Raw genomic sequence first — 17741 nt, 5'->3', positions numbered from 1 at the left:
TACCTTTTGGGCCTGATAAGCGTGAGGTCGGTGGTTCAAGTCCACCATCGCCCACCAAGGGGCCCCGGAGCTTAGGCTCCGGGGCTCGGTTTTTCCTCCTGGCCCACCCGGACCACCAGAGTGTCGGCGATGAGGTCGTGCCAGGTCTGGCGCCTGGGGTGGAAGAGGGCCCAGAGGTAGCCGAGGAGGAGGGGAAGGGCGGAGAGGGTCTTTCCGGGGACCTCGCGGACGAAGGCGGTGAGCCAGTCCACCGGGCGGCCGTCGGGGCGCACCACCTTGAGGCCCAGGGCCATCTTCCCCGGGGTAGCCCCGTAAAGGGCGGTGAAGGCCACGTAGTAGGCCCAGCCCGGCACCACCTGGAAGAGGAAGTCCTGCAGGGGGGTGGTGGACCCCACCAGGGGGTTGATCCCCGCCAGGGCCATGAGGAGGAAGGTGACGGGAACGAGGATGAGGCTGTCCACCAAGGCCGCCACCAGCCGGCGCCAGGGGCTGGCGATCACCATAGCCCCCCTCCCAGGAAGCGGTACTCCAGGCGGAGGCGGCTTTCCCGCAGGGCCCGGAAGGCGCCCTCCAGCTCCGGGGAGCCCAGGCCCCAGAAGGGGCCCTCCCCCAGGAGGTCTTGCAGCAGGTTCCTGGGCCTCTGGTAGCGCACCAGGCGGAACTCGGCCAGGCCAGCCAGTTCGGCGGCCCTCCGGGCGGCCTCCTCCAGGTACCCCTCCCCGTCCGCCAGGCCCAGGGCCACCGCCTGCCGGCCCGAGTAGATGCGCCCGTCGGCAAGCCCCCGCACCTCCTCCAAGGAGAGGTTCCGCCCCGCGGCCACCCGCTCCACGAAGAGCTCGTAGGCCTCCTGGAGGTACCGCTGGAGGATCTCCCGCTCCTCGGGGGTGAGGGGCTTGAGCCCGGAGGCCAGGTCCTTGAGGTCCCCCTCCTTCAGCACCTCCACCCGGACGCCCACCCGCTCCAGGAGCCCCCCCACCTCGGGGATCACGGCGATAACCCCGATGGAGCCGGTGAGGGCGGTGGGGGGGGTGAGGATCTCCCGGGCGGCGGTGGCCACATAGTAGCCCCCGCTGGCGGCCACGGTGCCGAAGACGGCCACCAGGGGCTTCTCCTCGGATAGGGCCCGGAGGGCCCGGTGGATGGCCTCGGTCTCGGTGACGCCGCCTCCCGGGCTGTCCACCCGGAGGACCACGGCTCGGGCCCGGGGGTCTTCCCCGGCCTGGCGCACCTGGGAGAGGAAGGCCTCCAAGGACCTGCCCGTGGGGATGGGCCCTGTGAGCTCCAGGAGGACCACCTTCTCCCCCCGGCCGAAGAGGGTGGCCTCCCGCCAGGGGCGGGCGGCCTCCTCCGGCCGGGTGAGGCGGCCCAGGCCCACCACCGCCAGGGCGACCACCAGGAGGAAGAGGAGAAGCGCCAGCCAGCGCTTGCGGTTCATGGCCTAAGGCTACCACGGTTCCGCCAGGTAGGGGTCAGGGGTAAGCTGGGCCTGTGCTGCGGGTGGTGGTCGGGCCGGGAAAGGAGCGGAAGCTGAGGAACTTCTACCCCAGCCTCTACCGGGACGAGATCCTCGAGGCCCCGGCGGAANGAACTTCTACCCCAGCCTCTACCGGGACGAGATCCTCGAGGCCCCGGCGGAAGCGGGCGTGGCCGAAGCGGTGGCCGCGGACGGGAACTTCCTGGCGGTGGGCTACTTTGACCCCCTTTCCCGGGTGCCCTTCCGCGCCTACCGCTTCGACCCCGGGCCCCTGGACCGCCGCTTCTTCCGGGAGCGTTTTGAGCGGGCCTTGAGAAAGCGGGCGGGGCTTGGGCCCAGCTACCGCCTGGTCCACGGGGAGGCGGACGGGCTTCCCGGGCTGGTGGTGGACCGCTTCGGGGAGGTTTTGGTCCTCCAGGTGCGCACCCGGGGGATGGAGGCCTTGAGGGAGGTGTGGTTCCCGGCCCTTTTGGAAGCGGTGGGGCCCAAGGGGGTCTACGAGCGGAGCGATGTGGAGGCCAGGCGGCAGGAGGGGCTTCCCGGGCGGGTGGGGGTGGTGTGGGGGGAGGTGCCCCCCGTCTTGGAGGTGGAGGAGGATGGCCTCCGCTTTCCCATCCCCCTGGCCCTGGCCCAGAAAACGGGGTTCTACCTGGACCAGCGGGAAAACCGCCGGCTCTTTGAGTCCATGGTGCGCCCGGGGGAGCGGGTTTTGGACGTCTACAGCTACGTGGGGGCCTTCGCCCTAAGGGCCGCCCGCAAGGGGGCCTACGCCCTGGCGGTGGACAAGGACCTCGAGGCCCTGGCCGTCTTGGACCGGGTGGCCCTGAGGCAGGGTCTCCGGGTGGACATCCGCCAGGGGGAGGCCTTGGCGGTGCTGCGGGGCCTGGAGGGCTCCTTCCACCACGTCCTCCTGGACCCCCCCACCCTGGTGAAGCGCCCGGAGGAGCTCGCCCCCATGAAGCGGCACCTGGTGGACCTCCTCCGGGAGGCCCTGCGCCTCCTCGCCCCCCAGGGGTACCTCTGGCTTTCCGCCTGCAGCTACTACCTGAAGGCGGAGGACCTCCTGGAGGTGGCCCGCCGGGCGGCCGCCGACCGGGGGGTGCGCCTTAGGGTCCACGCCCTCACCTTCCAGCCCAAGGACCATCCCTGGAGCCTGCACGTGCCGGAAAGCCTCTACCTCAAGACCCTCGTCCTGCAGGAGGACGCCCTCCGGGGTCCGGCCCCTGTATGATGGGGGGGAAGCACCGCGAGGTGCGGAAAAGGAGGCAGGGATGGAAGTGGCACGGGGTTTGGAAGGCGTCCTCTTCACGGAAAGCCGCATGTGCTTCATCGACGGGGAGGCGGGCAAGCTCTACTACTATGGCATCCCCATCCAGGAGCTGGCGGAGCGGAGCACCTTCGAGGAGACCACCTTTCTCCTGCTGCACGGCAGACTGCCCAACCGAGATGAACTGGAGTCATTTCAGAAAGATCTGGCCCGGCGGCGGGTTCTGCCCGACCACCTCCTGGACTGCTTCCATCACTATCCCACCTCCGCCCACCCCATGAGCTTTCTGCGCACCGCCGTTTCCCAGCTGGGGATGCTGGACCCCACGGAGGGGGACATCTCCCAGGAGGCCCTTTACGAGAAGGGCCTAGACCTCATCGCCAAGTTCGCCACCATCGTGGCCGCCAACAAGCGCCTCCGGGAGGGCAAAGAGCCCCTTCCGCCGCGGGAGGACCTCTCCCACGCGGCCAACTTCCTCTACATGGCAAGCGGCGTGGAGCCCTCCAAGGAGCAGGAGCGCCTCATGGACGCCGCCCTCATCCTGCACGCGGAGCACGGCTTCAACGCCAGCACCTTCACCGCCATCGCCGCCTTCTCCACGGAGACCGACCTCTACTCGGCCATCACCGCCGCCGTGGCCTCCCTTAAAGGCCCCCGCCACGGAGGGGCCAACGAGGCGGTGATGCGGATGATCGAGGAGATCGGCACCCCCGAGAGGGCCCGGGAGTGGGTGCAGGAGAAGCTGGCCAAGAAGGAGCGCATCATGGGCATGGGCCACCGGGTCTACAAGGCTTTCGACCCCCGGGCCGGGGTGCTGGAGCGCCTGGCCCGGCGGGTGGCCGAGGCCCACGGCCACTCCCGGGAGTACCGCATCCTGAAGATCGTGGAGGAGGAGGCGGGGAGGGTCCTGAACCCCCGGGGCATCTACCCCAACGTGGACTTCTACTCCGGGGTGGTCTACTCCGACCTGGGCTTCGGCCTGGAGTTCTTCACCCCCATCTTCGCCGTGGCCCGCATCTCCGGGTGGGTGGGCCACCTCCTGGAGTACCAGGCCTTGGACAACCGCCTCCTGCGCCCCGACGCCAGGTACATCGGGGAGCTGGACGCGCCCTACGTGCCCCTGGAGGCCCGGGCTTAGGAGGGCGCTGAAGACAAGCCGGGGGCCTTGCCCCCGGGTTTTCCCCTCGAGGCCCCCTTCTTCCCGCTATGCCGCGCTCCCTACAGGCCCAAGGGGCTTGCCGAGCCCTCTACCTGGCAAGGCGGCGGCATCAAAGGCCACAAAAGGCCTCGTAGTCGATGAGTTCCCGCTGGGTGGGGTGGTCCCCACAGACCGGGCAGGCCGGATTGCGGCGCAAGGCGAGCTTGCGGAACTGGCCTTCCAGAGCGTCGTAGAGGAGCAGGGATCCGGCCAGGGGTTTCCCGATCCCCAAAAGCACCTTGAGGGCCTCCGCCGCCATGAGGCTTCCCACCACCCCCGGCAAGACCCCATAGACCCCGGCCTCAGCGCAGGAGGGGACGCTGCCCGGAGGAGGGGGCTTGGGGAAGAGGCAGCGGTAGCAGGGGCCCATCTCCCCTTCGGGGGTAGGGTGGTGGAAGACCGCCGCCTGGCCGTCGAACTGGTAGATGGCCCCGTAGACCAAAGGTTTTCCCAGGAGGACGCAGGCGTCGTTCACCAGGTAGCGGGTGGGGAAGTTGTCGGAGGCGTCCACCACCAGGTCGTAGGGCCTCAGGACCTCCAGGGCGTTTTCCGAGGTGAGGCGCAGAGGGTAGGCCTCCACCTCTACCAGGGGGTTTAGGGCCAGAAGGCGCTCCTTGGCCACCAGGGCCTTGGGCCGGCCCACGTCCTCCGTGGCGTAGAGCACCTGGCGGTGGAGGTTGGAAAGCTCCACCCGGTCCATCTCCACGATGCCCACCCGCCCCACCCCGGCGGCCACCAGGTACTGGAGGACCGGCACCCCCAGGCCCCCGGCCCCCACCACCGCCACGGAGGCGTGCTTGAGCCTCTCTTGGCCTTCAGGCCCCACCTGGGGCAGGATCATCTGGCGGTGGTAGCGGTCCAGCTCCTCCCTGGTCCACATGCCTAGGCCTCCCGGGTGCCGAAGCCTGGGGGCAAAAAGTCGGGGTAGTCGGGGTTGCCCTTGCGGTCGGGGGCCCTGGGGATCAGGTCCGAGGGGTGGGGTTCCCCCTTGCGGCAGTAGGGGCAGTCGTGGCGGACCTTGTAGCGCACGGGGCGGGCGGGAACCCCCAGGGCGATGGCGTGGGGGGGCACGTCCTTGGTGACGATGGCCCCGGTGCCCACCATGGCGTCGTCCCCGATGCGCACCCCGGCCAGGACCGTGGCGTGGTAGGTGATGCGCACCCCGCTCCCGATGACCGTCTCCTTGAGGGTGACGTCGGGGGAGGCCAGGACGTGGTGGGTGTGGCTGTAGACGTTCACGTAGTCGGAAAGGGAGGTGCGGTCCCCGATCTTTATGCCCCCGATATCGTCCAGGAGCACGTAGCGGTGGACCACCACGTCGTCGCCCAGCTCCAGGTTATAGCCCACGGAAAACTCCACGTTCTGGAAAAACTTGGGGTTCTTTCCCACCCGCTTGAAGATGAAGGGGGCCAGGGCGCGGCGGATGGCCACCCCGGAGTGCACGGACTGGCCGATGGGGGTGAGGTCCAGGACCTTCCAGAACCAGAGGAGGGGCTTGACCTTCTGGAACTTCTCGGGGTCCGTGGCGGCGTAGTACTCCGCCTCAAAGGTGATGCCCTGGGGGTCCAGGCCTAAGGCGGCCAGGGGGTTTAGCTCCAGGAGCTCCCCGTAGGGCCGGCCGTAGAGGAGGCGGGCGAGCTCCTCCCGCACCAGGGCGTTCCGGTCCACGCCAGGGTCGGCAAGCCGCTCCACCAGGTATCCCACGAAGCGGTCCAGGGCTTTCTGGTGCAGCGGGGCGATGGCTTGGGGCAGGAGCCAGGGCATACCGTCATCCTAAGGGCAAGGAGGGCAAAGGGTGGAGCCCGCCCTCACCTAAGGGCGGTAGCCCAGCTCCCTTAAGGCCTCCTTATCCTTGCGCCAATCGGGGTAGACCTTGACCTCGAGGTCCAGGTAGATCTGCCGGTTCAGGAAGACCTCCAGCTGCTTCCGGGCCGCCTGGCCGATCTCCTTGATCTTTCTGCCCCCCTCACCGATGACGATGGCCTTCTGCGAGGGCCGCTCCACGTAGAGGAGGGCTTTGATGTACAGGAGGCCGTTTTCCCGTTCCGCCACCTCCTCCGTCTTCACCGCCACCGCGTAGGGCACCTCGTGCCAAAGGCGCTTCATGGCCTCCTCCCGGACGATCTCCGCCGCCCACTCTCCGAAGTCCTGGTCGCTTTTGGCGAAGCCCTCGGGGTAGTAGAAGGGTCCTTCGGGGAGAAGGGCCAGAAGCTCCGCCTTGAGCCCCGCCACCTGGCGCTCGTCCAGGGCGGAGAGCATGCGGGCCTCGGCCTCGGGCAGGAGGGCGTGGTAGGCCCTCAGGGCCTCCTCGGGGTACCTGGCGGCGTCCAGCTTGTTGCCCACCAGGAGGATGGGCACCTTCCCCACCAGGGGTTTCAGGGCCTTGGCCACCAGCCCGTCCTCCGGAGTGGGGGGGTGGCGGAGGTCCACCACCCAGACCACAGCGTTCACATCGGCAAGGGCCTCGTAGACCTCCTGGTCCATGAACTCCCCCAGGGCGTCCATGGGCTGGTGCAGGCCCGGGGTGTCCACGAAGACGATCTGGCGGTTCCCCTCGGTGAGGATGCCCCTAAGGCGCTTCCTTGTGGTCTGGGGCTTGGGGCTTATCGGGGCCACCTTCACCCCCAGGAGGTTGTTGAGCAGGGTGGACTTGCCCACGTTGGGCTTGCCCACGATGGCCACGAATCCGGAGTAGGTCTTTTCCATGGTCTTTAGGTGATCCCGGCCCCCTCGGATTTGCCCGGAGGCAAGGGGCTGGACCTTCCGGGCCTTCCAGTATACTCCACCCCGTGGACCCTTTGGCCCTAGCCCTTCTGCCGGGCGTCGGTCCCAAGCGGCTTTTGGAGCTTCTGGCGGCGGAGGATCCCCTGGTGGCGTTGAGGGAGCGTTTTCCCCAGGCTGCGGCTGGGCTTTCCCAGGCTGAGGAGCGGGCCCGGGGGGAACGGGAGCGGGCGGAGGCTTTGGGGGTGCGGCTTTTGGGTCTCTGGGAGGAAGGGTTTCCCGAAGGGCTTAGGCGGCTTCCCCAGCCGCCCACCCACCTCTACCTGAAAGGGGAGCTGCCGGAAGAAGGGAAGGCGGTGGCCCTGGTGGGTACCCGGCGGGCCTCCCCTTGGGCGCTGGCCTTCGCCCGGAGGCTGGCCCGGGAGCTGGCGGGGGCGGGGCTTGGCGTGGTCTCGGGCCTGGCCCGGGGGATCGACCGGGAAGCCCACCTGGGGGCCCTGGAGGGGGGCGGGCGCACCCTGGGGGTCTTGGGGAGCGCCCTGGACCGGGTGTACCCCCCGGAGCACCAGGCTCTGGCGGAGCGCATGGACCTCCTTTCCGAGTTCCCCTTCGGCACCGAGCCCAGGGCCGAGTTCTTCCCCCGAAGAAACCGCCTCATCGCCGGCCTGGTGCGGGCGGTGGTGGTGGTGGAGGCCCCCCTGGCCTCCGGGGCCCTCATTACCGCCCGCTACGCCCTGGAGCTGGGCAAGGAGGTCTTGGCGGTGCCGGGCCGTCCCACGGACGCGAACTCCTTGGGGGCCAACCGCCTCATCCAGGACGGGGCCTACCCGGTGCTTTCCGCGGAGGACGCCCTCTCCTACCTGGGGTTTTCCGGGAGGCCCAAGGAGGCGGTGGCGCTTTCCGGGGAGGAGGAAAGGCTGTACGCCCTCCTCCGCCAAGGGGAAGCCCTCCCCGAGGACCTGGCCCAAGCCCTGGGGCTTCCCCCGGAGCGGGTGCTTTCCCTCCTCACCCTCTTGGAGCTCAAGGGCCTGGCCCAGGCCCTGCCCGGGGGCAGGTATGGGGCGACATAACCCCGGCCGGGCCTTAAGGCCCGGCCGGGAAGGCATAGGGGATGGCCTACTTGGCCTTGTCGTAGAGCTTCTTGGCGATCTCGTAGAGCTCGCCTGGGTGGAACTCGGGGGCGAACTCCGCGGCGTCGTGGCCCGCGTCGAAGACCGGGCCGCCCGCAGGGGGCCCGTCCACCACCACCACCTCGCTCCCGTCCTCGGGGGAGGCACCCCGCCAGAGGAGGCCCAGGTCCCCGTAGTCCTGGGCGCTGAAGCGGTAGAGGTTCCGGTGGAAGCCCAAGTCCAGGAACTTCTTGGCCTCGGGGATCCGGCTGTTGTCGATCCTGGGGATGGGGAGCATCTTGGTCATCTCTACCCCGGTGAGGCTCTCCAGGGCCTTGCCGTAGGCGGCGGCGTGCACCCCGCCCCGCACCAGGAGGTAGCCGATCATCTCCCGGGCCACGGGGTTAGCGGTCATCTCGTAGACCCTTAACTTGTGGGTGCGGGCGGCCACCTCCAGGAAGAAGTTGTGGAGTAGGTCCAGGATGAGGTTGCCGCTGGTGAAGACGTACTCCCCGTGCCAGTGCTCCCCCATGGCCCCCATGACCAGGCTGTTGGCCCCGCCGGCGATGAAGTGGGCGGCGTTGCGGGTGTCCTTGGCGAAGCCCAGGGGGGCGGCCACGGGGTCCACGCCCTCCTCCAGGTCCTTCCCCGGGTTCTTGGCCAGGAGGCTGTTGATGGTGGCCGCCACCAGCTCGATGTGCCCGAGCTCCTCGGTGGCGATGTTGGCGATGAGGTCGTAGTAGGGCTTTAGCGCCTTCTTCCCCCGGAAGTTGAAGGACTGGTACATGTAGTTCATCAGGGTGGACATCTCCCCAAACCGCCCCCCCAGGAGGGCCTGCACCGCGGCGGCGGCGTTGGGGTCCTGCTCCTTGGGCATGGGGAGTTCGATCTGCAGGCGGTCGATTCTCAGGAACATCCTTCTCACCTCCTGCCCGGCCCAAGCCGGGCACCTCCCACCCTAGGCCAGGGGCGGCAATAAGTCCAATAGATTCGGCTCTGGGCTAAAATAACTTAGAGTTATGACCTTGGATCAGCTGCGCTACCTGGTGGCCCTGGCGGAGGAGGGAAACTTCACCCGGGCGGCGGCGCGGGTCTACCTAACCCAGCCCGCCCTCAGCGTGCAGATCCGCAAGCTGGAGGGGGAGCTTGGGGTAAGGCTCTTTGACCGCAGGAAGGGGGAGCCTACGGAGGCGGGGCGGGCGGCGGTGGCCCAGGCCCGGAGGGTCCTGGAGGAGGTGGAGCGCCTGCGGGCCCTGGCCTCGGGGGAGGCGGGTCTTTTCCGGGGGCCTTTCCGAGTGGGGGTCATTCCCACCCTGGCCCCTTACCTCCTGCCCCGGCTTCTGCCCCGCGTGGCCGCCCGCTACCCCGACCTCGAGGTCTCCGTGCGGGAGGAGCTCACCCCGGGCCTCCTCCAGGGTCTGCTGGAGGGTCGGCTGGACGCGGGGCTCGTGGGCACGGAGGAACGGGTGCCGGGCCTCGTGGGCCTCCCCCTCTTCTCCGAACAGTTCCTGGCCTACGTCTCCCCGGGCCACCCCCTCTACGCCCGGGAAAGCCTCCACCCCCTGGAGATCCCCCTGGAGGACACCTGGGTGCTCTCCGAGGGGCACTGCTTCCGGGACCAGGTCCTTTCCGTCTGCCGCCCCAGCCTGGGGAGGCGCAAGGTGGAGTTCCAGAGCGGGGACCTGGAGACCCTCGTCCTCCTGGTGGAGGAGGTGGGGGGGCTCACCCTCCTCCCCGAGGTGGCCCTCTGGACCCTGCCCCGGGCCAAGTGGGCCCACCTGAGGCCCCTGAGCCCCCCGGGGGCGGGGCGCACGGTTTACCTCCTCCTGCGGGAGGGAAGCCTCAAGGCTCCCCTGGCCCGGGCCCTGGGGGATGAGGCCCGGGGGGTCTTCCGCGCCTTGCGGGAGGCGGCCCCGGGGGGCGGGGTTATGATGGGGGCGGAGGTTGGCCATGACCAAGCCTGAGGCCAAGGGCGGCGACGTGCAGATCAAGGCCGGGCTCATCTGGTTGAACGGGAAGCTCGTTCCCCAGGAGGAGGCCAAGACCAGCGTCCTGAGCCACGCCCTCCACTACGGCACCAGCGTCTTTGAGGGCATCCGCGCCTACGAAACCCCCAAGGGCCCCGCCATCTTCCGCCTCAAGGAGCACGTCCGGCGCCTTTTCCACTCCGCCAAGGTCCTGCGCATGGAGATCCCCTTCACCCCCGAGGAGGTGGAGGAGGCCATCCGGGAGGTGGTGCGCCAAAACGGGTACAAAAGCTGCTACATCCGCCCCCTGGCCTGGATGGGGGCCAGGGCCCTGGGGGTGAACCCCCTGCCCAACAACCCCGCGGAGGTGATGGTGGCCGCCTGGGAGTGGGGGGCCTACCTGGGGGAGGAGGCGGTGCGCAGGGGGGCCAGGCTCGTCACCAGCTCCTGGGCCCGCTTCCCCGCCAACGTCCTGCCGGGCAAGGCCAAGGTAGGGGGAAATTACGTGAATAGCGCTCTGGCCAAGATGGAGGCGGTGGCCGCCGGGGCGGACGAGGCCCTCCTCCTGGACGAGGAGGGGTATGTGGCCGAGGGCAGCGGGGAGAACCTTTTCTTCGTGCGGGACGGGGTGGTCTATGCCCTCGAGCACTCGGTGAACCTGGAGGGGATTACCCGGGATTCCGTGATCCGCATCGCCAAGGACCTGGGCTACGAGGTCCAGGTGGTGCGGGCCACCCGCGACCAGCTCTACATGGCGGACGAGGTCTTCATGACCGGCACCGCCGCCGAGGTGACCCCGGTTTCCATGATCGACTGGCGGCCCATCGGCCAGGGCACCGCCGGGCCCATCACCCTGAGGCTACGGGAGGTCTACCTGGAGGCCGCCAAGGGCCTGCGGCCCGAGTATGAGGGCTGGCTCACCTACGTGTAGGCCTCCGTGGGAAACCGCCGCTTGAAGAAGGCCGTGGCCAGCTACCAGGCCCGCATCCGGGCGCATCAGGCCAAGATCGAAGCGGAGCTTGCAAGACCCTCGCCCCGGTGGGAGCTCATCCGCTACTGGGAAAAGGAGATCGCCGCTTACCAGGGCAGGGCGGCCCGGTTGTTGCGTAGAATGGGAAAGGAGTAGCCATGCCCAGGCCGGGATTGCGCAAGGAGGTCCGCAGGGAGCGCTTGCGGGAGGTACGGGAAGTGCTTCTGGAGGAGCTGGACCGGGCGGCGGAGGAGTTTCGCACCCTCTGGAGGAGGGCCAAGGCGAGCCCTGAGGACGAGGAGCTTCTGGGAGAGCTCCAGGTCTTGGTTTCCGTTTTGGCGGTGAAGGCCAAGGCCTTGGAGGAGCTTTTGGAAGAGGAGGCCCTCCTCACTTCCTGAGCCAGTCTTCCAGCACCTTCTGGTAAAGCTCGGGGTCCAGGCGGGGCTTCTCGTAAAGCCCCGCCTTTAGCCTTTGCCTTTGGGCCTCAAAGAGGATCACCGCCGCGGCCACGGAGACGTTCAGGCTCTGGACCATGCCGAACATGGGCACCTGGATGGCGCCGTCGGCCAGGGCCAGGGCCTCCTCCGAGACCCCCCACTTCTCCGCCCCCAGGAGGAGGGCGGTGGGCCCGGTGTAGTCCACCTCCCGGAAGTCTTGGGCATCCTCCCACAGGGCGGTGGCGTAGATCCGAAAACCCAGCTCCCTCAAGTGACCGATGGCCGTTTGGATGTCGGAGTGCACCCGCAGGTAAACCCATTTGTGGCTTCCCCCGCTGGTCTCGTTGAAGGTGGGCACGCCCCCTGTGGGGTTCACCGCGTGGGCCTCGAGGACCCCCACCGCATCGCAGCTCCGGAGGATGGCCGAGAGGTTGTGGGGCTTGTGCACGTTCTCCAGGAGGACGGTGAGGTCGGGCTGCCGCCTCCTTAAGACCTCCTCGATCCGGCGCCTACGGGCCTCCGTCACGGCCTCTCAGCTTAGCGATGAGGGGCTTCAAAAGCCAGCGCTTGAGCTTCAGGGCCTGCCGGTTCACGATGAGCCGGGCGGTGGAGTGGGCCAGGACCTCCACCTCCACGAGGCCCGCCGCCCTGAGGGTGGCCCCGGTCTGCACCACGTCCACCACCGCGTCCGCCAGGCCGGTGACCGCGGCCAGCTCGATGTTCCCCGAAAGCTCCACCACGTCCGCCACCCAGCCCCGCTCTTTGAGGAGGCGGGCGGTGAAGAGGGGGTACTTGGTGGCGATGCGGCGGATGGGGGAGGTGTCCCCGGGGCGCCTTATGAGGGAAAGCCGGCAGGCGCCGAAGCCCAGGTCCACGGGCTCGAAGAGGTCCCGACCCGAGTCCAGGAGGATGTCCTTGCCCACCACCCCCAGCTCGGCGATCCCCAGGTCCACGTAGACGGGCACGTCCTGGTTGCGGAGCTCCAGGAGGGCGATCCCCCCTTCCTTCCCGTGGAGGAGGGCCCGCTCGCCCTCCACGGGGGGCAGGTCCAGCCCCGCCCCCTTCAGGGCCCCGTAGGCCTCCTGGAACATCCGCCCCTTGGGCAGGGCCACGGTGAGGAGGTAGCGCCTCACTCCACCCTCCAGAGCCTTTCCCCCTGGGCCAGGTAGGGGATGCCCCGCCTCCTGGCGTAGCCCAGGGGGTCTTCCCCGTGGAAAAGCTCCACCCGCCTCTCCCCGGCCAGGCGGCGAAGGGCTTTCAGGTCCAGGGCTAGAACCTCGGGGGCCTCCTCCTTCTGGGGCGGCCTCAGGGCCTCCAGGGCCCGTTCCACCCCCAGGGCGAAGCCCGCCGCCCGGGGCAGAAGCGCCCCGTCGTACCGCCCCCCGCCCAGGAGGGGCAGGCCGAACCCCGGGGTGTAGGCGCGGAAGAAGATGCCGGAGTAGTACTCGTAGCGCCGGGCCAGGCCCAGGTCCAGGAGGACGGGCCTCTCCAGGAGCGCCAAGGTCGTTTCCAGGTCCTCCAGGGCCTTGCGCGCCCTGGGGGGAAGGGGAAGGCCCTTGGCCTCGGCCAGCACCTCCGCCTCCCCGTAGAGGTCGGGGAGGGCCAGGAGGGTTTTCCGGGCCTCCTCGGTCAGGGGGTGGCGGGCGAGGAGCTCGCTGAGCTCGGGCAGGTTCTTGCGGTGGATGGCCCGTTGCGCCTCCTTTTGTGCCTCTTCGGGAAGGCCCGAGGCCTTGAGCACCTCCCCCACCAGGCTGGGCAGGCCCACCTCCACCACCCCCTCCAGGCCCAGGGCCTCGAGGGCGGCGAAGGCCAGGTGCAAGACCTCCGCGTCCGCCAAAGGCCCCGTGGCCCCGATGAGCTCCAGGCCCACCTGGGTGTACTCCCGTAAGCGCCCGAGCTCCGCGTCCCCTTCCCTAAGCCATAGGGCCCCCGCGTACTGGAAGCGGCGGACCCCTTCCCCCAGGTGGGGCCTTAAGAGCTTGGCCAGGAGGGTGGTGAACTCGCTCCTTAGGGCCAGTACTTCCCCCGTTCGGTCCACCAGCTTGAAGGCCCTTTGCGCCAGGGGGTGGGCGGGGTCGTAGCTCTCCAGGGCGGGAAGCTCCACGGGCTCGTAGCCGTGGCGCAGGAAAAGCTCCCTTAGCCTCCCCAGGAGCTCGGCCTTGAGCCGGGCCTCCGGGGGGAGGAGGAAGCGGGTGCCTTCGGGGATCATTCCTTGACCAGGATCTCCACGCTGAGGATCTTGTCCCGCTCCCCGGTGGCCCCCGGGCCCTCCGTGGGCCTTAGGCGCCTTACCGCCTCCATCCCCCGCACCACCCGCGCGAAGAGGGTGTACTGCCCCGTGAGGTGGGGGGTGGGGCCTAAGGTGATGAAGAACTGGCTCCCGTTGGAGTTGGGGTCCTGGGTGCGAGCCATGCCCACCATCCCCTCCCGGTCGAAGGCCAGCCCCGGGGCGATCTCCAGCCCGAAGGTGTAGCCCGGGCCTCCGGTGCCGGTGCCCGTGGGGTCCCCGGTCTGGGCCACGAAGCCGGGGATCACCCGGTGCCACACTACCCCCTCGAAGTAGCGGTGGAGGGCCAGGAAGACGAAGGAGTTCACCGTGTTGGGGGCCGCCTCCTCCAGGAGGTCCAGGAGGATCTCCCCCTGGGTGGTCCGGATGCGGGCGTAGTAGTCCCTGCCCGGTTCCAGGACCACCTCCGGGGCCCGGAAGGAGCGCACCGGGGTTTCCGCAAGGTAGGGAAGGGGCTTCATGCTCTCACCTCTGCAGGCGCCGAGGAGGACCAAGAGGCCGAGGAGAAGCGCGCGCACCCCTATAGCCTACACCCGGGGCAGGGTGATGCCCCTTTGCCCCTGGTACTTGCCCCGGCGGTCCCGGTAGGTGACCTCGGGCCTGGGGCCTTCCAGGAAGACGATCTGCACGATCCCCTCCCCCGCGTAGACCTTGGCCGGGAGAGGGGTGGTGTTGGAGATCTCCAGGGTGACGTGCCCCTCCCAGCCCGGCTCCAGGGGGGTCACGTTGGCCACGATGCCGCACCGGGCGTAGGTGCTCTTGCCCAGGGCGATGGCGATGACGTTTTCCGGGATGCGGAGGTACTCCACGCTCCGGGTGAGGGCGAAGGAGTTGGGGGGGATGATGACCTCTTCGCCCTGGTACTCCACGAAGCTCCTTTCGTCGAAGTTCTTGGGGTCCACCACGGTGGAGAAGACGTTGGTGAAGATCTTCCACTCGGGGGCGGCCCGGAGGTCGTAGCCGAAGCTGGAAAGCCCGTAGCTGATCACCCCCTCCCTGACCAGGCGCTCCTCGAAGGGCTCGATCATGCCCTTTTGGGCCATCTCCCGGATCCACCAGTCCGGCTTAATCATGCCTTCAACTATACCCGCTAGACTGGCCCTATGCGGAAGCCCTGGTCCCTCCTCTTACTGCCCCTCCTCGCCGCCTGCGGCACCCAGGACCCCACGGGGGCGGGGATGGAGCCCCTGCGCCTCACCAGCACCAGCCTTCCCCCCGCCTACCTGGGGGAAAGCTACAGTGCAGCCTTCAGCGCCGAAGGCGGCGTGCGGCCCTACACCTTCCGCCTCGAGGGGAGGCTTCCCCAGGGCCTCGCCTTCCAGGGGGGGCGGATCGCTGGGGTACCCAGGGAGAGGGGCCAGTTCCCCCTCACCCTCACCGTGGAGGACGGGGCCAAGAACAGCCGCGTCCAGCGGCTCACCCTCACCGTCAGCGACCCGCCCCCACCCCGGCTCACCCTGGTAGCCCCCCCGGCCCAGGTGGAGGGCCCCTTCCTCCTCCTGGGGCGGGTGGAGGTGCGGGAGGCCTTGGGCTTCCAGCTGGAGCTCCGCCTCGTGGACCTGGTCCCCGACCTGGGGAGCCTGCGGGCGGCGAGCCCCGTCCACCTCCTGGACTACGACCCCACCACCGGCCTCCTCCGCCTGGACCTGGCCTTCCCCAGGCCGGTGCGGGACCAGGAGGCCTTCCGCCTCCTTCTCACCCCCCAAAGGCCCCTCGTCCCCCGGTTCACCCCCCGGGTGGTCCTCTACGACCGGGAAGGGAGGCCTCTGGGGGAGCCCCTGCCCCGGGGGCGGCCCTTCGCCGACCTCCTCGGCCTGGCCCAGGCCTGGGGCCGGGAGGGCCGGGAACTGCGGGAGGACCTGAACGGGGACGGCCGGGTGGACCGGGCCGACCTGGAGCTCCTGGCCCGGGGGTACTTCCCCAGCGCCCAGCCCCCGCCCCTCCTGCCCCCCCAGGGGGAGGACCGTTCCCCCTGAGGCGGGGCCGGAAGGTGGCCCTATCCCTCCTCCCGCCGCCCGCGGAAGACCAGGCGGAAGGGCACTTCCTTTAGGCCCAGGTCCTCGCCGATGCGGTTTTTGAGGTAGTTCTCAAAGGACCGGGTGACGAACTCCGGGTGGTTCACGAAGAGGACGAAGGTGGGCGGGGCCACCTCCGGCTGGGTGGCGTAAAGGAGCTTCAGGGGCTTGCCCTTGAAGTTGGGGAGCTGGACCCTGGCCGTCCACACGGAAAGCCAGCGGTTGAGCTCAGCGGTGGGGATGCGGGTGTGGTTGAGTTCGTAAAGCCGCGCCGCCTCGGTGAGGAGCCTGTCCAGGTTTTGCCTGGTGAGGGCCGAGGTGAACACCCGGGGCAGGTGCTCCAGGTGGGCGAGCTTCGCCTTGAGCTCCCGCCGCACCTTGGGGGCCTCTTCCTTAGCCACCCGGTCCCACTTGCTGACGGCGAGCAGTACCGGCTTGCCCGCCCCCAGGGCGTGGTTGGCCAGCTTCAGCTCCCGGTCCCCCACCTGGAAGGGGTCCACCACCAGGAGGACCACGTCCGCCTCCTCGATGGCCCTTAGGCTCCGCCTTATGGCCAGCTCCTCCACCAGGGTCTCGGGGCGCTTGCGGATGCCTGCGGTGTCCACCAGGACGAAGTCCTGGCCGCGGAAGGAGAAGCGCACGTCGATGGCGTCCCGGGTGGTGCCGGGCTCCTCGGAGACGATCACCCGCTCCTCCCCCAGGAGGGCGTTGAGGAGGCTGCTCTTCCCCGCGTTGGGCCGCCCTACCAGGGCCAGCCGGATGGCCGCCACCTCGGGCCCGGACTCGATGTGCCGCACGGGGAGCTTCTCCCAGATGGCCTCCAGGAGGTCCTCCAGCCCCCGGGCATGGGCGCTGGAGGTGGGGATGGGGTCGCCGAAGCCCAGGGCGTAGAGGGGACCCAGGTAGGGCTCGTGCCCGGGATCGTCCACCTTGGTGGCCACCAGGACCACGGGCTTGCCCTTTTTGCGCAGGTACTCCGCCACCTCGAGGTCCGCCTGGGTGAGCTCGGCGCGGCCGTCCACGGCGAAGAGGACCACCTCCGCGTCCTCCAGGGCCCGGTCCACCTTCTCCCGGATCTTCCCCTCCCACCTATCTCCGGACCAGAGCCCCCCGGTGTCCACCAGGAGGAAGCGGCCCCGGTCCGTTTCCACCACCCCCTCCTTGAGGTCGCGGGTGACCCCGGGCACGTCGGCCACCACCGCGCTCCTTTTCCCAAGAAGGCGGTTGAAGAGGCTGGACTTGCCCACGTTGGGCCGGCCCACGATCACGACCCTGTGCATCCTCACCCCAGCAAAGCGGGGTGGGCTGGCCCCACCCCGGCTTCCCCCAGTGTACCACAGGGGGTATACTGGCGGGGTTATGCGCGCCCTCGCAGGCTGGGTTCTTCGCGGGCTGGGCTGGCGGTACCACATGCCGCCTCCCCCCAGTAAGAAGTACGTGCTCGTCGGGGCCCCCCATACCTCCAACTGGGACTTCGCGGTGGGGTTACTGGCCCTTTGGGCCCTGGGCATCCGCGCCCGGTGGCTGGGCAAGAAGGAGCTCTTCCGCCCCCCCTTGGGCTGGCTCCTCCGTCTCCTGGGGGGTATTCCCGTGGACCGCTCCCGCAGGAACAACCTGGTGGAAGGGGTGGCGGCCATCTTTCAGCGGGAGGAGGAGATCGCCATCCTCATCACCCCCGAGGGCACCCGAGGAAAGGCCCCCTACTGGCGCACGGGGTTTTACTACATGGCCCTGGGGGCCGGGGTGCCCATCGCCCTGGGCTACGCCGACTTCCGGCGCAAGGAGGTGGGCATCGGGGGCTACCTCTGGCCCACGGGGGACTTAAGGCGGGACTTTGCCGCCATCCGCGCCTTCTACGGGGACAAGGTGGGGCTCAGGCCGGAAAAGCAAGGACCCGTCCGCTTGCGGGAAGAGGTGGAGGAGGCTAGGGCCTGAGCTCCAGGACCACCACCGCCAGGGCGTGGCCCCGCTCGTGGCTGAGGGAGAGGTGGGCCCAAAGCCCCCTCGCCCGCATCTGCTCCTCCACCCGGGGGGCAAAGCGGAGGAAGGGCCTTCTCCCCGCCATCCCCACCCAGACCTCCTTCCAGGAGAGGCTCTCCGGCCAGCACTTCTGGAAGGCCTCCTTGGCGGCCAGGCGGGCGGCGAGGCTGGGGGCCGGGTCCTGGTGGCGGAGGGCGTAGGCCACCTCCTCCTCCACAAACAGGCGCTGCAGAACCCTCTCCCCGCGGCGGGCGAGGAGCCTGCGCACCCGGGCGATCTCCACCAGGTCGGCGCCCAGGGCCAGGATCATGGCGCC

The 17741-nt window shown here is 69.3% G+C and carries 22 protein-coding genes; 9 read left to right on the top strand and 13 right to left on the bottom strand.

Annotation, left to right across the window (positions count from 1 at the left end; genetic code table 11):
- Positions 1–71 precede the first annotated feature (71 nt).
- Together ETP66_RS09455 and sppA are read right to left on the bottom strand one after the other, a co-directional pair.
- Positions 72–503, bottom strand: coding sequence for an RDD family protein (locus ETP66_RS09455; RefSeq protein WP_130842387.1), 432 nt, complete (start codon positions 501–503; stop codon positions 72–74).
- Positions 497–1435, bottom strand: a complete 939-nt coding sequence (sppA, locus tag ETP66_RS09450; RefSeq protein ID WP_130842386.1) for a signal peptide peptidase SppA — start codon at positions 1433–1435, stop codon at positions 497–499. Before sppA ends, ETP66_RS09455 begins: the two co-directional genes overlap by 7 nt.
- Positions 1436–1643: 208 nt before the next feature.
- Here sppA and ETP66_RS09445 point away from each other — a divergent pair, with 208 nt between their 5' ends.
- Both ETP66_RS09445 and ETP66_RS09440 read left to right on the top strand, forming a co-directional pair.
- Positions 1644–2705, top strand: a complete 1062-nt coding sequence (locus tag ETP66_RS09445; protein ID WP_236630207.1) for a class I SAM-dependent rRNA methyltransferase — start codon at positions 1644–1646, stop codon at positions 2703–2705.
- A gap of 40 nt (positions 2706–2745) precedes the next feature.
- The gene (locus tag ETP66_RS09440) at positions 2746–3879 is read left to right on the top strand and encodes a citrate synthase/methylcitrate synthase (protein WP_130842385.1); all 1134 of its coding nucleotides are present in this window, start codon (positions 2746–2748) and stop codon (positions 3877–3879) included.
- A 130-nt stretch (positions 3880–4009) separates the two neighbouring features.
- On the opposite strand, the gene ETP66_RS09435 is transcribed toward ETP66_RS09440, so the two are convergent.
- The 3 genes from ETP66_RS09435 to era are packed head-to-tail and all read right to left on the bottom strand — an operon-like array spanning position 4010 to position 6645.
- A complete protein-coding gene (locus tag ETP66_RS09435; RefSeq protein ID WP_130842384.1) occupies positions 4010–4819 on the bottom strand; it encodes a HesA/MoeB/ThiF family protein in 810 nt (269 codons plus the stop codon).
- Between the two features lie 2 nt (positions 4820–4821).
- The gene (locus ETP66_RS09430; RefSeq protein ID WP_130842383.1) at positions 4822–5703 is read right to left on the bottom strand and encodes an acyltransferase; all 882 of its coding nucleotides are present in this window, start codon (positions 5701–5703) and stop codon (positions 4822–4824) included.
- 48 nt (positions 5704–5751) lie between these two features.
- Complete coding sequence (gene era, locus ETP66_RS09425; RefSeq protein ID WP_130842382.1) at positions 5752–6645, bottom strand: GTPase Era; 894 nt, start codon at positions 6643–6645, stop codon at positions 5752–5754.
- Between the two features lie 83 nt (positions 6646–6728).
- Between era and dprA the strand changes: the two genes are divergently transcribed.
- A complete protein-coding gene (gene dprA / locus ETP66_RS09420) occupies positions 6729–7730 on the top strand; it encodes a DNA-processing protein DprA (protein ID WP_130842381.1) in 1002 nt (333 codons plus the stop codon).
- A 46-nt stretch (positions 7731–7776) separates the two neighbouring features.
- Here dprA and ETP66_RS09415 read toward each other — a convergent pair whose 3' ends face one another.
- A complete protein-coding gene (locus tag ETP66_RS09415) occupies positions 7777–8685 on the bottom strand; it encodes a manganese catalase family protein (protein ID WP_130842380.1) in 909 nt (302 codons plus the stop codon).
- Positions 8686–8788: 103 nt separating this feature from the next.
- Between ETP66_RS09415 and ETP66_RS09410 the strand changes: the two genes are divergently transcribed.
- From ETP66_RS09410 to ETP66_RS09395, 4 genes are read left to right on the top strand one after another with little or no spacing between them, the layout of a single operon-like run.
- Positions 8789–9733 (top strand): hydrogen peroxide-inducible genes activator, encoded by a 945-nt coding sequence (locus ETP66_RS09410; RefSeq protein ID WP_130842379.1) that lies wholly within the window; start codon positions 8789–8791, stop codon positions 9731–9733.
- Positions 9720–10667, top strand: coding sequence for a branched-chain amino acid transaminase (locus ETP66_RS09405; RefSeq protein WP_130842378.1), 948 nt, complete (start codon positions 9720–9722; stop codon positions 10665–10667). Before ETP66_RS09410 ends, ETP66_RS09405 begins: the two co-directional genes overlap by 14 nt.
- Positions 10668–10700: 33 nt before the next feature.
- Positions 10701–10862, top strand: coding sequence for a hypothetical protein (locus tag ETP66_RS09400; RefSeq protein ID WP_236630205.1), 162 nt, complete (start codon positions 10701–10703; stop codon positions 10860–10862).
- Between the two features lie 2 nt (positions 10863–10864).
- On the top strand, positions 10865–11104 hold the full coding sequence (locus ETP66_RS09395; RefSeq protein ID WP_130842376.1) for a hypothetical protein: 240 nt from the start codon (positions 10865–10867) through the stop codon (positions 11102–11104).
- On the opposite strand, the gene trmH is transcribed toward ETP66_RS09395, so the two are convergent.
- From trmH to dcd, 5 genes are read right to left on the bottom strand one after another with little or no spacing between them, the layout of a single operon-like run.
- Complete coding sequence (gene trmH, locus ETP66_RS09390) at positions 11094–11669, bottom strand: tRNA (guanosine(18)-2'-O)-methyltransferase TrmH (protein WP_130842375.1); 576 nt, start codon at positions 11667–11669, stop codon at positions 11094–11096. The genes ETP66_RS09395 and trmH overlap by 11 nt on opposite strands.
- On the bottom strand, positions 11653–12276 hold the full coding sequence (hisG, locus tag ETP66_RS09385) for an ATP phosphoribosyltransferase (RefSeq protein ID WP_130842374.1): 624 nt from the start codon (positions 12274–12276) through the stop codon (positions 11653–11655). The genes trmH and hisG overlap by 17 nt, the downstream gene beginning before the upstream one ends.
- Complete coding sequence (locus ETP66_RS09380; protein ID WP_130842373.1) at positions 12273–13352, bottom strand: ATP phosphoribosyltransferase regulatory subunit; 1080 nt, start codon at positions 13350–13352, stop codon at positions 12273–12275. The genes hisG and ETP66_RS09380 overlap by 4 nt, the downstream gene beginning before the upstream one ends.
- Positions 13349–13954 carry a peptidylprolyl isomerase gene (locus ETP66_RS09375; RefSeq protein ID WP_130842372.1) on the bottom strand — a complete coding sequence of 202 codons (606 nt, stop codon included), beginning with the start codon at positions 13952–13954 and terminating at the stop codon, positions 13349–13351. The genes ETP66_RS09380 and ETP66_RS09375 overlap by 4 nt, the downstream gene beginning before the upstream one ends.
- 3 nt (positions 13955–13957) lie before the next feature.
- The gene (gene dcd, locus ETP66_RS09370) at positions 13958–14503 is read right to left on the bottom strand and encodes a dCTP deaminase (protein ID WP_130842371.1); all 546 of its coding nucleotides are present in this window, start codon (positions 14501–14503) and stop codon (positions 13958–13960) included.
- Between the two features lie 30 nt (positions 14504–14533).
- On the opposite strand from dcd, the gene ETP66_RS09365 reads away from it, so the two are divergent.
- Positions 14534–15406 carry a putative Ig domain-containing protein gene (locus tag ETP66_RS09365; RefSeq protein ID WP_130842370.1) on the top strand — a complete coding sequence of 291 codons (873 nt, stop codon included), beginning with the start codon at positions 14534–14536 and terminating at the stop codon, positions 15404–15406.
- A gap of 20 nt (positions 15407–15426) precedes the next feature.
- Here ETP66_RS09365 and der read toward each other — a convergent pair whose 3' ends face one another.
- On the bottom strand, positions 15427–16725 hold the full coding sequence (gene der / locus ETP66_RS09360; protein ID WP_130842369.1) for a ribosome biogenesis GTPase Der: 1299 nt from the start codon (positions 16723–16725) through the stop codon (positions 15427–15429).
- A 79-nt stretch (positions 16726–16804) separates the two neighbouring features.
- Between der and ETP66_RS09355 the strand changes: the two genes are divergently transcribed.
- Positions 16805–17380, top strand: a complete 576-nt coding sequence (locus tag ETP66_RS09355) for a lysophospholipid acyltransferase family protein (RefSeq protein WP_130842368.1) — start codon at positions 16805–16807, stop codon at positions 17378–17380.
- Here ETP66_RS09355 and ETP66_RS09350 read toward each other — a convergent pair.
- Positions 17370–17735: a 4'-phosphopantetheinyl transferase superfamily protein gene (locus tag ETP66_RS09350; RefSeq protein ID WP_130842367.1), complete on the bottom strand. Its 366-nt coding sequence runs from the start codon at positions 17733–17735 to the stop codon at positions 17370–17372. The two genes, ETP66_RS09355 and ETP66_RS09350, sit on opposite strands and share 11 nt — an antisense overlap.
- Between the last annotated feature and the right edge of the window lie 6 nt (positions 17736–17741).

The organism is Thermus thermamylovorans, assembly GCF_004307015.1.
Taxonomy (GTDB): domain Bacteria; phylum Deinococcota; class Deinococci; order Deinococcales; family Thermaceae; genus Thermus; species Thermus thermamylovorans.
This window is presented reverse-complemented; position numbering and strand designations above follow the sequence as displayed.

Excerpts from the sequence above, each read along its gene's own strand:
- ETP66_RS09455 (WP_130842387.1), bottom strand. The coding sequence starts at position 503 with ATGGTGATCGCCAGCCCCTGGCGCCGGCTGGTGGCGGCCTTGGTGGAC.
- sppA (WP_130842386.1), bottom strand. The coding sequence starts at position 1,435 with ATGAACCGCAAGCGCTGGCTGGCGCTTCTCCTCTTCCTCCTGGTGGTC.
- ETP66_RS09440 (WP_130842385.1), top strand. The coding sequence starts at position 2,746 with ATGGAAGTGGCACGGGGTTTGGAAGGCGTCCTCTTCACGGAAAGCCGC.
- ETP66_RS09435 (WP_130842384.1), bottom strand. The coding sequence starts at position 4,819 with ATGTGGACCAGGGAGGAGCTGGACCGCTACCACCGCCAGATGATCCTG.
- ETP66_RS09430 (WP_130842383.1), bottom strand. The coding sequence starts at position 5,703 with ATGCCCTGGCTCCTGCCCCAAGCCATCGCCCCGCTGCACCAGAAAGCC.
- era (WP_130842382.1), bottom strand. The coding sequence starts at position 6,645 with ATGGAAAAGACCTACTCCGGATTCGTGGCCATCGTGGGCAAGCCCAAC.
- ETP66_RS09415 (WP_130842380.1), bottom strand. The coding sequence starts at position 8,685 with ATGTTCCTGAGAATCGACCGCCTGCAGATCGAACTCCCCATGCCCAAG.
- ETP66_RS09410 (WP_130842379.1), top strand. The coding sequence starts at position 8,789 with ATGACCTTGGATCAGCTGCGCTACCTGGTGGCCCTGGCGGAGGAGGGA.
- ETP66_RS09405 (WP_130842378.1), top strand. The coding sequence starts at position 9,720 with ATGACCAAGCCTGAGGCCAAGGGCGGCGACGTGCAGATCAAGGCCGGG.
- ETP66_RS09395 (WP_130842376.1), top strand. The coding sequence starts at position 10,865 with ATGCCCAGGCCGGGATTGCGCAAGGAGGTCCGCAGGGAGCGCTTGCGG.
- ETP66_RS09380 (WP_130842373.1), bottom strand. The coding sequence starts at position 13,352 with ATGATCCCCGAAGGCACCCGCTTCCTCCTCCCCCCGGAGGCCCGGCTC.
- dcd (WP_130842371.1), bottom strand. The coding sequence starts at position 14,503 with ATGATTAAGCCGGACTGGTGGATCCGGGAGATGGCCCAAAAGGGCATG.
- ETP66_RS09365 (WP_130842370.1), top strand. The coding sequence starts at position 14,534 with ATGCGGAAGCCCTGGTCCCTCCTCTTACTGCCCCTCCTCGCCGCCTGC.
- der (WP_130842369.1), bottom strand. The coding sequence starts at position 16,725 with ATGCACAGGGTCGTGATCGTGGGCCGGCCCAACGTGGGCAAGTCCAGC.
- ETP66_RS09355 (WP_130842368.1), top strand. The coding sequence starts at position 16,805 with ATGCGCGCCCTCGCAGGCTGGGTTCTTCGCGGGCTGGGCTGGCGGTAC.
- ETP66_RS09350 (WP_130842367.1), bottom strand. The coding sequence starts at position 17,735 with ATGATCCTGGCCCTGGGCGCCGACCTGGTGGAGATCGCCCGGGTGCGC.